Origin of the sequence: Methanobacterium paludis (genome assembly GCF_000214725.1) — an archaeon.
GTDB lineage: Archaea > Methanobacteriota > Methanobacteria > Methanobacteriales > Methanobacteriaceae > Methanobacterium_C > Methanobacterium_C paludis.
Genome location: NC_015574.1, coordinates 518753 through 530987 on the forward strand (window position 1 = coordinate 518753; position 12235 = coordinate 530987).

A 12235-nucleotide genomic window follows, 5' to 3' on the forward strand; every position below is an offset into this window, starting at 1 on the left:
ATTTTGAAGTTTAAAACAGTTTAAATTAAGTTTTAGACAGTATATGGCATGTTTTAGAGCTACTTAATGTTTTAGCAAATTTTTAAAGCTTGAATTATTGAATGGATAAAATGTGTCAGAATAAATATAATTTAACTTAAACCATTTAAAAAAATAAAAAACAGTGGGTGAGTCTATGAAATTCAGTATGTCACATGGAGCTGGTGGAGAGGTCATGCAAAGCCTTATATCAGACATAATACTTGGAAACTTAAGTAACAAAAGGGTCAACGGTGGAGTTGGACTTGACGACCTTGATGATGGGGCAACGATACCGTTTGGGGACTATGAAATTGTGTTAACTACAGACAGCCACACAGTAAACCCAATTTTCTTCCCGGGGGGAGACATTGGAAAAATATCAATAGCAGGAACTGTAAATGATGTTTCTGTAATGGGAGCAAAGCCCCTTGCAATTGCAAATGCCATGGTTGTAAGCGAGGGCTTTCCTGGCGAGGACTTTGAAAGAATAATAAAATCCATGGATGAAGTCTGCAGGGAAGTGGATGTTGCCATAATAACAGGGGACACAAAGGTCATGGAACAGGATAAACTTGATAAAATCATTATATCCACCACAGGAATAGGCATAGTCAAAAAAGGTGAAGTTAAAAGAGATTCATCCCTTAAACTTGGTGATAAAATCATATTAACCGGGAGCATTGGGGACCATGGAGTTTCCTTGATGTCTTACAGGGAAGGATTTGGTTTTGAAACAGACCTTAAATCAGACGTTGCACCTGTATGGGGAATGGTTAAAGCCGCACTGGATGTTGGTGGTGTTAATGCAATGAAAGACCCAACTAGAGGTGGAGTTGCAAACGCATTGAACGAGCTGGCCTCCAAATCTGGTGTTGGAATGCTTCTGGATGAAGAAAAAATTCCTATTAAAAAAGAAGTCATAGCTGCCTCTGAAATGCTCGGAATTGACCCCTATGAAGTTGCAAATGAGGGTAAGGTAATCATGGGTGTTGAGGCTGACAAAGCAGAGGAAATCCTTCAGGCCATTCGTAAAACCAAATATGGAAAAGATGCCCAGATAATCGGCGAAGTTACAACTGATAAACACGTGATCCTTGAAACTGTTATGGGCGGTAAAAGGATTCTTGAGGCACCAATAGCTGATCCTGTACCAAGGGTCTGCTAATCTTTTATTATTCAAGATTTAATTTTTTTTGAGCGTGTTGATTGTAATAAAATGCGTGGATGAACTGCAGAATAAAAAAGTTATAAATGAATTAACAGAACCATTTAATAACACCATTTAATAACACAATTGCATTAAAATTATTGAATAAAGGATGTTGAGCGATGAAAATGCAGAACTTTTGGGGCAGAAGGTTTTTGGCTTTGATAATTGATGCAATAACTATAACCCTGGTCTTATGGGTCATAAGTGCAGTGATATATCCATTGATAGCGGCGACCAACATATTTACGGTTCTAAATTATTGGCTTGTTCTGGCAGCTTTCATTATTGTTGGTTATTTCACCTACATGGAAGGGAAAGACGGTGCTACTCTGGGCAAGATCATGATGAAGTTAAAGGTTAATGCTGCCGATGGAGATATGAACTACAAAAAGGCGTTTTTAAGGAATTTATCCAAAATCTTATGGATTCCCCTTGTTTTAGATGTAATACTTGGGTTCATCTTTGGAGATTCCAATGACAGATTCCTTGACAGAGTTTCAAATACAGTAGTGTTCAAAGTTGAAGATTAGGTTAAAAAGGTTAAAAGACTTAACTTAACCTCATATAATGCCTAATCAAATTAATATTTTTTAATCAAATCAATAAATCTTATTTTAAGTTTATTTTTTTTAAATTAGTTATAAAAATAAAACATAGAATAATTAAGGAAAATAGAAATTAAAAACCTAAAATTAGCTATTTTCTTATTCTTCTGGCAGCTCCATATCATATCTTCCAAGGGTTCTACCTATAAATATAGTCACCAAAACTGCTATTATTGTTATTAGGATTGCATAAATAAACAATCCAGTAAGTTCACTTCCCATGGGTACATATTTGGCTATAAAAGCTTTTATGGCTTCGTTCCATGCTAATGCTGCAATTAGTCCAAATGCAGCAGTTAGAAGACCGGCCATTGCTTGAAGAATTTCTTTTCTAATATTATTTTTGGCCATAGAAAACCTCCATTAAAGAGCATTTATTAATTAATCATTAATTATTAAGAACAAAATATAAAAATCTATACTCAAACATCTTTAAAATAACTAAAAAAAAACTTGAAATTGAAAAAAGAGATCTTAAAAAAATAGAGCTTTAAAAAGAATCTTAAAATTATCCCAATTTACGAATCATAAAAAAACCTATAAACTCTTTTAATCTATTTAAAAATTAATCAATCTACAAATCATAAAAATTACAAATCATAACTGAAAAGTGGTAAGTGAAGATCATGTCAATGGGCGCATCAACAAAGCAGGGCTATGAAATAGCCGAAAAGAGTAGAAAAATAGTAAAATCCCTCATAGATCATAAAACAAGGCATTTAGCTCCAGAAGAAAGGGCCATAGTTGAGAGGATAGTTCATTCGACTGCTGACCCGGAATATGCAGATATAACCAAAATGAGCGGTAATTTTGTCAAGGAAAGCATGAAATCCATAGAAGAAGGTAATGACATCCTCACAGATATAAACATGGTTAGAGTAGGGATAAATCGTTACAATGGTGAAGTTAAATGTTACATAAACCATGATAAAGCTGTTGAAATTGCCAAAAATGAGGGAATTACCCGTGCAGCTGCAGCTATGAAGGTTGCAGCTTCTGAAGGTTTTGATGGGATCGTTGCAATTGGAAATGCACCAACAGCACTTTTAGAAGTTTTAAAACTTGTAAAATATGGTGATATGAATGTTAAATCAATGATTGGAGTTCCAGTAGGTTTTGTAGGTGCTGCAGAGTCTAAAAAAGCACTTCAAGAAACTGAAATACCTTACATTGTAACTGAAGGCCCAAAGGGCGGAACTCCAGTTGCTGTTGCAGCTGTAAATTCGCTAATTAATCTTAAAAAGGAGTGATAAAATGATTTCAGAGAATTTATTCAATGAAGCTAAAAAATTCCTTCCAGGAGGAGTGGATTCACCAGTAAGAGCTTACAAACCATATCCCTTCTTTGCAGAGCGTGCAGAAGGTTCCAAAATATATGATGTGGATGGAAAAACCTACATAGATTACTGCCTTGCATACGGACCCCTGGTGCTAGGCCATGCAAACCCTCTTATTATTGAAGAAGTTACAAAACAGCTTAAAAATGGAACAGCATACGGAGTTCCAACAGAAAATGAAATAAAACTCGCAAAACAGGTTGTAAAAAGAGTTCCATGTGCTGAAATGGTAAGATTTGTAAATTCAGGCACAGAAGCTACAATGAGTGCAATAAGACTTGCAAGGGCTTTTGCAGCTAAAAATAAGATCGTGAAGTTTGAAGGGTCTTACCATGGTGCTCATGATTGTGTTCTTGTAAAATCAGGTTCTGGAGCGGTGGGACTGCCAGATTCACCCGGAATACCAGAAGATACTACAAAAAATACTATTTTAGTCCCATTCAATGATGAAAAAGCAATAACAGAGCTCATCAAAAAAGAGGGTAAAAACATAGCGGCCATAATCATTGAACCTGTAATGGGCAATGTAGGGTGCATACCTCCAAAAGAAGGGTATCTTAAATTTTTACGTGAAATAACCGCAGAAAATGATATAGTTCTCATATTTGACGAGGTTATAACTGGTTTCAGGATAGCTGAAGGTGGTGCACAGGAATACTTTGGAGTAACACCTGACCTTGTAACCTTTGGAAAGATACTCGGGGGCGGTTTCCCAATTGGAGCTTTAGCTGGTAAAAAGGAGTTTATGGATATGATAGCACCATCTGGTACCGTTTACCAGGCAGGAACATTCAATGGAAATCCAGTATCCATTAAAGCAGGGCTAACGGCATTAAAACAGCTCGACAGTAATTTTTACAGTGAAATGAATTTGAAAGGAAATAAATTAAGGGCAGGCATTCAGGAAATCCTTGACAGCCAGAATCTGGACTTTAAAGTAGCAGGTTTAAGCTCAATGTTCCAGATTTATTTCACAGATAGGGATGTATTGAATTATGAGGATGCAAAATCTGCTGAAACGGACATATTCCAGATTTATTTCAATAAACTCCTTCAAGATGGCGTATTTATACCTCCATCCCAGTTTGAATGTTGTTTTTTATCCTTGATGCATGATGATGACGATATCCAGAAAACCCTTGAAGTCATGGAGAATGCAATTAAAACTGTTAAAAATAGCTGTTAAACTTTAGATAGTTGTTAATTTAAATTTATTAGCATTTTTTTGGTTTAAAACTGTTTTATCACTTTTTTAATTTTTTTATTTAAAATTTGTTCAATATTTTTAAAATATTGTTTTGGAGTTTATAAGTATTAATTTGAGCTTTACTTTTCTAAAATTTTTTATTCTTAAAATTCTATTTCAAATCTAGGCTCATTTTTTAAATATCCTTTAAAAATATTCTTTAAATTGTAAATAAATTAAAAGTCCTTTCAATGCTTGATTTCATATCATTTTCCTGCGAGCATGAAAAGGATTATAAAAACAACTATAACGAACACAATTACATAAATTTCCAAGCCCCTTGTTTCAAGGATAGAATTAATGTCAACAACTGGATTTTTAGCCCTTGCCCTTTGTTCTTTGAGGATCATGTTGAACTTCTCTTCCTGCCTCATGATCTCGTCTAAAAATATTTTTTGGCTTTCAGCATCTGTTTGAAGACGTTTTTCCTCTAATAAATCCCCTAAAGTCCATTTATCATCTTTTATATCCTTTAAAAGTTCGTCTTCTACTGTGCCCTGTTTTGATAGAGTGTTGATCATCAATTTTCTTTCTTTGGTTTTGGTCTTGAGAATGTTTACCATTTTCTCTATTTCAGCATATTCCCTGCGTTGGATGTTTTTTCTATCTAATTCTATTTTAAAATCCTTTAAGGTTTTATAATAATCTAAAGGACTTCCACATTCGCATCTTTCAAAATCCTCTGGAGATTCGCCATCCTTGAGTTGGTAATATCCCTTGCAATTTTCGCATACCAAATACCCCTTTAAATTTTTTCTCGGATATTTCATGTTGTTTTTATTTTCATTATTCCTAAAATTCAAGAAAACACCCCGAATTGTAAAAAAACCAATCTTTGATATAATCTTTTGATTTTTTTGTTGTATAATTTTTAATGTTTATCATAAATAAATTTGAGGCCATAAATTATGGTTTGGTTACGTGTAAAAATGATTGGAATTTATAAGATTTATTAAAAAAGATCTTAGAAGCGGGAATTTAACATAAGATGTTGTTTTGGAAAACCAAAACTCAAATTGTTAAATAAGCAAAAAGATCATTTAAAACTTTTTAATTTGAATTCTGGGATTTTTTATTCATTTCCCAGCAAACACACGTTTTTTTGTCTGATCGAACAGATCTCCATGTATTTTCCAGATACCTTTGAGAGAATCAGGGGATTTTTGGCATTTTTAACTACTTTTCCTGTTGCATAATCTGTTAAAATCGCCAATTTAACACCTTACTTACTTAAAATTCTTTTTAATTCCTATTGATTCATAATACTTTTATTCAAAAAACTTCATATAAAAAGCTTTTTATCCCATAGATTATTAAACCTTATATACTAATAATTGGATCAAACGATAGGATGAAAGTTGTTGCAGGTGTGGGCACGAATAAAAGTATAGTTGAAGCTTCACGTAACGTGGACTTTGAGGTTATACTAACAGAATCTGAAGATGAACTCGTTGATCTACTTTTAAACGGTTCTGTTGATGCTGCAGTCCGCGGCTCTCTCAGCGCCTCAAAAATAATGGCCAAATTAAGAGTTAAATATCAAAATAAAATTTTAAGGGCCTCATTTTTGGAGATAAACGGTCACAAATTCCTTTTGGCACCTGTTGGAATTGATGAAGGGGACAGTGTATCCCAGAAGGTTCAGATAGTTGAATCTGGAGCTGAATTTTTACTTGAATTGGGAATAAAACCTCAAGTAGCGGTACTTTCTGGAGGAAGAGCCCAAGATAAAGGCCGAAGCCAAAGGATAGATGATTCAATTGCAGAGGGGGAGCTTGTAACTGCAATCACAAGAGATAAATATTCTGTGAAACATTACTTTATACTAATAGAGGATGCTCTGAAGGAGGGTTCAAACTTCATACTAGCCCCCGACGGCATCACTGGAAACATAATATTTCGAACCCTTGTTCTGGTTGGTGGAATAAAAAGTCATGGTGCTGTAACCTTAGGAATCGATGAGATATTCGTTGATACCTCAAGATCACAGGATGTGGAAGGATATGTACGGGCATTGAAATTTTCACATTACCTTGCAAAATTAAAAACTAAAAAAACTGGTTTAAAATACTAATATCAACAGGATATAAAAGATTAAAGGGATTGGAATTAATTAAATGATTAATTAAACAATAAATGCTTAATGTTGTCGAACGATAATTTAAAAGGATATTACTTAAATTCAAGTTAGTAAGTTTTAAGTTAGTAAGATGATTTAGATGAGGAGAAAGGAGCTAAAAATGTCTGTATTGAAACCTATTTATGATTTATACGAGTGGTACATATCACGAAATCTCACCCCTGAGAACATGCCGAAACACGTGGCCATAATAATGGATGGTAACAGGCGATTTTCAAAAATTCAGGGGAATATGAATGCTATAGATGGGCACAAACGTGGTATAAATACTCTTGAACGTGTTCTGGATTGGTGTGTTGACCTGGGAATAGAAATAGTCACTGTTTATGCGTTTTCCACCGAGAACTTCAAAAGATCTAAAGGTGAAGTGGAAGGTTTGATGCAACTTTTTAAGGAAAATTTTGAAGGCATAGCAAAAAATGTGAAGATCCACAAAAATAAGGTTAGAATAAAAGCGGTGGGTCAACTTGAGCTTCTTCCGGATGATGTGAGAGAAGCAATAAAAATTGCGGAAGACTCCACGGCTTCATACGACAAACGGCTTGTGAATATTGCAATAGGATACGATGGACGTCTTGAAATAGTTGATGCTATAAAAAAGATTGTAATGGATGTTGAAGCTGGAAAACTCGACATTAATGATATCAATGAAAGAAGTGTGAGTTCAAATTTATACACAGCAGGGTTGGATGACCCTAACCTTATAATAAGAACGAGCGGTGAGGAAAGACTCAGTGGATTCCTTTTATGGCAGTCATCTTACTCAGAACTTTACTTCTGCGACAGTTTATGGCCTGAACTAAGGAAAGTTGACTTTTTAAGGGCTTTAAGGTCTTACCAGCAGAGAGAAAGACGTTTCGGAATTTAAAACCTTCAATTTAAAAATTTATTTTGAGGTTTAAGAGAGTTTAATTAAAGATATTTTTTAGGGGACATGGAATGATAGATGTACACTGTCATGTTGACTTCAAAGCGTACAATAAAAATCGTGAAGAAGTAATGCAAAGGGCAAAAGATAAATTAAGTGGAATAATAAATTCTGGTGCGAGTTTAGGTGGTAACAGGCGCACATTGGAATACATGAAACAATATAAAGGATTTATGCATGCAAGTTTAGGTTTTCATCCTGTAAATGCGTCAAAGGCTGATTCTAAAATAATTAAACAGGCATTTGAAGAGATAACTGAAAATATTGATGAAGCCGTTGCAATAGGTGAGAGCGGACTTGATTTTCACGAGGTAACAGATGAAGGAGGAAGGCGCAGACAGCTGAAGGTCTTTGAATCATTCATAGAAATGGCAGTTGAATATGAAATGCCCCTGGTTCTTCATGTAAGGGATGCTGAAAAGAAAGCTTTTGAAATGGTCAAAAAACACTCCTCAATTCCCGACGTGGTGTTTCACTGTTACGGGGGCGACCTCGAGACTGCCCAAAAAATCGTTGAGGAAGGATATTATCTCTCATTTTCAACAATATTAAGCTTTTCAGACCATCATAAAAGATTGGTAACAGATTTACCCTTATCAAACATACTCACAGAAACTGACAGCCCATATTTATCCCCATTTAAGGGCAAAAGAAATGAACCGGCATTTGTTGAGGAAGTTGTAAAAACACTGGCTGATGTAAAGTCAATTCCGCTTCGAGAAGTTGATAAAGTAACAGAAAGAAATGCTAAAAAGATATTTGGGATTTAAAAGAGTTTAAAAGAATTAATATGGAAAATTAACTAAAAACTACTTTTTAACTAAATTGTTTTATTATTTCATGTTTGGTTAAACAACTATTATTTCTCTTCATCCAATTTTTTGAAAAACTTCTTTGGCAGCTTCTATACCATTTATGGCTGCGGGAAAACCAGCATAAGCCACCATCTGGATTATTACTTCAACTATTTCTTCACGGCTGCATCCAACGTTTAAAGCCCCTTCTATATGATCCCTTAATTGAGGACCTGCATTGCCCATGGCCGTCAGGGCTGCAACCGTTGCAAGCTCTCTGGATTTCAAATCAAGCCCAGGACGTGTATATAACTCACCATAGGCAAATTCAACTACAAAACGCCCGAGATCCGGTGCTATGTCTTTTAAATTTTCTATAAGTGCCTTGCTAGCATCTGGATGTATCGTATCAATCATTTCCTTTCCTTTACTGTACTTTTTATCCATTTTTTAATCCTCCCACTAACTCTAATTTTTCCAATTTTTTCAAGTATGAATACTAATGAATTATTTTGATATTAATGAATTATTTTATAGTAAATTAAAAGATGTTTGATCTTTTTAAACCCTAAATTTCTTTATTTTTGTTTTTTACTTAATATTTTTTTTAAATAAATCATATTAAGAAACGCTTTGGGGAAATGCTTTTAAATCCTGCTTTTAAAATATACATTAACTTGAGGTGGGAATATGAAACCACATAATATGAAACCACATGTTATATTAAACTCAGCAATGACCCTTGACGGGAAAATAGCAACAAAAATGGGCAGTTCAGAGATTTCAGGCAAAGAAGATCTTATACGTGTTCATAAACTCAGAAAAGAGGTTGATGCCATAATGGTGGGGATAAATACAGTTCTTGTAGATGACCCCAGGTTAACAGTTCATAAGATTCCTGCCGAACCATCTGATAACCCTGTTAGAATTGTTGTGGACAGCAAGGCTCGCACTCCATTGGAGTCACGAATTTTGAACGACGATGCACCCACCATAATCGCAGTATCAGAAAGTGCAGACCCTAAAAACCTTGAAAACCTGCAAAAAAGCGCAGATATAATTCTATGTGGCAAAAAAAGAGTTAATTTAGACTGTTTAATGGAAAAAATTGCCAAAAAAGGTATAAAAACCTTGATGCTTGAGGGGGGCTCAACTTTAAACTATTCAATGCTCACTGAAGGCCTTGTGGATGAGGTGAGGATTTGTATAGCCCCCATGATTGCGGGTGGTGTTCATTCCAAAACACTTGCAGACGGCGAAGGTGTTGACTTTATGAAGGATGCAGTACCTTTAAAGCTAAAAAAAAGTTATAAATTAGGAAACGACCTTGTAGTGGAATATGATGTTGTTTAGTTTGTATCCATTTTACTTTGAACTAATTTTGAACTAATTTTGAACTAATTTTGAACTAATTTTGAACTAATTTTGAACTAATTTTGAACTAATTTTGAACTAATTTTGAACTAATTTTGAACTAATTTTGAACTAATTTTGAACTAATTTTGAACTAATTTTGAACTAATTTTGAACTAATTTTGAACTAATTTGAATTCTTTTTACTAATTAAATTCAATAATTGGTTTTAACTGATTTGCTGTTTAAAACAGATTAAAGAGCTGAACTTCTGTTTTCACTTGTTTTCCACGATTTTTTTACTACTTTTTCCTACTACTTTTTCACTAAGAAATATAAACCTAAAATAAATAGTCCAATTGCCACAACCCATATTAATATGTCAAAGAACTGAGGTACAGCGTACTTGACAACAATTATCAAAAGAGCCACTATGATATAGCATATTCCTAAAATTTTATCGCTCATTGTACATACACTCCATTTAAATCTTTTTTAATTCTTTTTTCATTAATGTTGATAGTTTTCCTATATTTTATGTTTTTGGATTAAATTCTCTAAAAAATAGGTAAATAACTGAGAATTATATAGAAAATTAAAAAATTTTAATTGAATAATTGGATGATATTTTTTAAAATTAAAAAAATATTTTAAAAACGGATTGATCTCTAAAATTAGAAAAAAGATTCATTAAAAATGGAATAGTTAACAATTTGATGTTTTTTTATCAAACACACTATCAACCATTTATAAATATTTTTTTAGAGTATAACCTTAGAGTATACCCTTATTTTTCAGTATTCTTTGAGGGTTGTCCTTTAAAGCTTTTTCAATTTCTTTTTCAGGTAATCCTGCTCCTGAAGCTACTTTATAAGCAGTTTCATATGATATCAAATCTTCTGGCATGTGGGTGTCGGTATCCACCACAAGTTTTGCCCCAACTTCGAGAGCAACCTGGGCAACGTGACCATTTCCAAGGCAGTGTCCCCTTCTTGAACTTATTTCAAGAGCAACATCATTCTCTTTGGCCATTTCCGCTTCTTCAACTGTTATAAGGCCAGGATGTGCTAATATGTCGACTTCTGGGCAGTTAACGGCTTTCCAGTTGGTGCCTTCAATTACAGGTTCCACTATGGTTTCACCGTGCACAACTACGATCTCAGCCCCTAATTTTCTAGCCTGATCTGCTAGTTTGTCAATTATTTCAGCGGGAGCATGGGTTATTTCAGCTCCTGGAACAATCTCTATGTCCCAGTTGTCCCTTATGTCAAGGACCGCTTTTATTATATTTCCAATGCAGTCTATGTTAGATGCATCAACATGGTCTGTAATTGCAACGGCCCGGTGATCTAATACGTATGCTCGTCTTGCAATTTCAGATGGTAGTAGTTCTCCATCGCTGAATATACTGTGTGTGTGGAGATCAATTCTTTTGGTTATAGTGGAGTCCCCCTTTGCTTTGATACATTATTTATGGTTATAGATCATATTAAATATACTGATAAAATAAAAGTGATACCATGAAATGTTCTGTTTTTGCCCCATCACATATAACGGGTTTTTTTGAAATAATAGACAACCCAGACCCATTAAAAATGGGATCAAGAGGTGCAGGAGTCGCACTTGAGTCGGGAGTTACCACTGATGTGAAGATAACTGAAGGTAATGGAATTGTTGTCAAAATAAACGGTAAAAATGACCCTAAAAATGCTTCAATAACCTACAAAACTATTGATTTAATAAAAAAACAATTTAGTGTTGATCAATCTATTGATGATAAAAAGAATCTGGATCTTAAATTGAGTAACAAAGAACTAGACTTTAATAAAAAAGAACTAGGCTATGAAAAGGGATTAAATGATGAAATAAGCTTTGATGGGATTGATAAACCCTTTTTTGATAGGAAAATCAGCATCGAACACACTGTAAATGTTCCAATTGGTGCAGGTTTCGGAACTTCTGCAGCATTTGCCCTTGGAACTTCCATTGGAATAGTAAAAGCTCTTGACATGCCAGTAACATACAACAAAGCAGCTTCGATCGCTCATCTTGCAGAACTGGAGATGGGAAGCGGGCTTGGAGATGTGATAGCAGAAGTATGTGGAGGTATTGTTTTGAGGCTGAAAGAAGGGGCTCCGGGTGTTGGTGCTGTTGATAAAATGATTTTGAATGATTCAGACAGTGAAAACAATTTCTTTGTCATAGCAAAGAGTCTGGGTGAAATTGAAACATCAAGCATAATAAATGACCCTTCTTACAAGAAAAAGATAAATCAAACAGGAAAGGATCTTCTTTTTGAACTTTTGAAAAACCCGTATCCAGGTTTTTTCATGAAATTATCAAGAAAATTTTCAGAAGAAACACAGCTCATGAACGAAGAGGTTTTGGAAGTAGTTAATGTACTGCAAGATGAAACAATCGGTGCTTCAATGGCAATGCTTGGAAATACAGCGTTTGCAATATCAAAAAGTCCAGATACAAGTGTTGAAGGAGCTTTAGTTTCTAAAATTGATTCTTGTGGTTGCATGTTTGTATAACCGTCTGTACTACTGATAATTTTTATAAAAAAATAGTATTGAAGAATTTATCTTAATTTCAATT

Annotated in this window: 15 protein-coding genes; 9 read left to right on the plus strand and 6 right to left on the minus strand. The window is 34.3% G+C overall.

What is annotated here, in order from left to right:
- Positions 1–175: 175 nt before the first annotated feature.
- Together hypE and MSWAN_RS02395 are read left to right on the plus strand one after the other, a co-directional pair.
- Positions 176–1186, plus strand: coding sequence for a hydrogenase expression/formation protein HypE (gene hypE, locus MSWAN_RS02390; RefSeq protein ID WP_013825017.1), 1011 nt, complete (start codon positions 176–178; stop codon positions 1184–1186).
- 164 nt (positions 1187–1350) lie between these two features.
- Positions 1351–1761: an RDD family protein gene (locus MSWAN_RS02395; protein ID WP_013825018.1), complete on the plus strand. Its 411-nt coding sequence runs from the start codon at positions 1351–1353 to the stop codon at positions 1759–1761.
- Positions 1762–1935: 174 nt separating this feature from the next.
- Here the strand turns inward: MSWAN_RS02395 and MSWAN_RS02400 are convergent, their stop codons facing one another.
- Complete coding sequence (locus tag MSWAN_RS02400; protein WP_013825019.1) at positions 1936–2187, minus strand: DUF5654 family protein; 252 nt, start codon at positions 2185–2187, stop codon at positions 1936–1938.
- A gap of 275 nt (positions 2188–2462) precedes the next feature.
- Here MSWAN_RS02400 and MSWAN_RS02405 point away from each other — a divergent pair, with 275 nt between their 5' ends.
- Both MSWAN_RS02405 and hemL read left to right on the plus strand, forming a co-directional pair.
- Complete coding sequence (locus tag MSWAN_RS02405; protein WP_013825020.1) at positions 2463–3086, plus strand: cobalt-precorrin-8 methylmutase; 624 nt, start codon at positions 2463–2465, stop codon at positions 3084–3086.
- A gap of 4 nt (positions 3087–3090) precedes the next feature.
- A complete protein-coding gene (gene hemL / locus MSWAN_RS02410) occupies positions 3091–4359 on the plus strand; it encodes a glutamate-1-semialdehyde 2,1-aminomutase (protein WP_013825021.1) in 1269 nt (422 codons plus the stop codon).
- Positions 4360–4625: 266 nt separating this feature from the next.
- Here hemL and MSWAN_RS12890 read toward each other — a convergent pair whose 3' ends face one another.
- Together MSWAN_RS12890 and MSWAN_RS12685 are read right to left on the minus strand one after the other, a co-directional pair.
- Positions 4626–5222, minus strand: coding sequence for a hypothetical protein (locus tag MSWAN_RS12890; RefSeq protein WP_052296836.1), 597 nt, complete (start codon positions 5220–5222; stop codon positions 4626–4628).
- A 269-nt stretch (positions 5223–5491) separates the two neighbouring features.
- A complete protein-coding gene (locus MSWAN_RS12685; RefSeq protein WP_154645725.1) occupies positions 5492–5632 on the minus strand; it encodes a hypothetical protein in 141 nt (46 codons plus the stop codon).
- A 138-nt stretch (positions 5633–5770) separates the two neighbouring features.
- Between MSWAN_RS12685 and mtxX the strand changes: the two genes are divergently transcribed.
- From mtxX to MSWAN_RS02430, 3 genes are all read left to right on the plus strand, one after another.
- Positions 5771–6493, plus strand: coding sequence for a methanogenesis marker protein Mmp4/MtxX (mtxX, locus tag MSWAN_RS02420; RefSeq protein ID WP_013825023.1), 723 nt, complete (start codon positions 5771–5773; stop codon positions 6491–6493).
- A gap of 166 nt (positions 6494–6659) precedes the next feature.
- A complete protein-coding gene (gene uppS, locus MSWAN_RS02425; protein ID WP_013825024.1) occupies positions 6660–7427 on the plus strand; it encodes a polyprenyl diphosphate synthase in 768 nt (255 codons plus the stop codon).
- Between the two features lie 71 nt (positions 7428–7498).
- Positions 7499–8257: a TatD family hydrolase gene (locus MSWAN_RS02430; RefSeq protein WP_013825025.1), complete on the plus strand. Its 759-nt coding sequence runs from the start codon at positions 7499–7501 to the stop codon at positions 8255–8257.
- Between the two features lie 99 nt (positions 8258–8356).
- On the opposite strand, the gene MSWAN_RS02435 is transcribed toward MSWAN_RS02430, so the two are convergent.
- Positions 8357–8728, minus strand: a complete 372-nt coding sequence (locus MSWAN_RS02435) for a carboxymuconolactone decarboxylase family protein (RefSeq protein WP_013825026.1) — start codon at positions 8726–8728, stop codon at positions 8357–8359.
- Between the two features lie 258 nt (positions 8729–8986).
- Here MSWAN_RS02435 and MSWAN_RS02440 point away from each other — a divergent pair, with 258 nt between their 5' ends.
- Complete coding sequence (locus MSWAN_RS02440; protein ID WP_048188215.1) at positions 8987–9634, plus strand: 2,5-diamino-6-(ribosylamino)-4(3H)-pyrimidinone 5'-phosphate reductase; 648 nt, start codon at positions 8987–8989, stop codon at positions 9632–9634.
- Between the two features lie 315 nt (positions 9635–9949).
- Here the strand turns inward: MSWAN_RS02440 and MSWAN_RS12925 are convergent, their stop codons facing one another.
- Positions 9950–10102 carry a hypothetical protein gene (locus MSWAN_RS12925; protein WP_013825028.1) on the minus strand — a complete coding sequence of 51 codons (153 nt, stop codon included), beginning with the start codon at positions 10100–10102 and terminating at the stop codon, positions 9950–9952.
- 306 nt (positions 10103–10408) lie between these two features.
- Entirely contained in the window at positions 10409–11074 is a 666-nt protein-coding gene (locus MSWAN_RS02445) for a histidinol phosphate phosphatase domain-containing protein (RefSeq protein ID WP_013825029.1), read from the minus strand.
- A gap of 80 nt (positions 11075–11154) precedes the next feature.
- Between MSWAN_RS02445 and MSWAN_RS02450 the strand changes: the two genes are divergently transcribed.
- Positions 11155–12171 carry a pantoate kinase gene (locus MSWAN_RS02450; protein WP_013825030.1) on the plus strand — a complete coding sequence of 339 codons (1017 nt, stop codon included), beginning with the start codon at positions 11155–11157 and terminating at the stop codon, positions 12169–12171.
- Positions 12172–12235 lie beyond the last annotated feature (64 nt).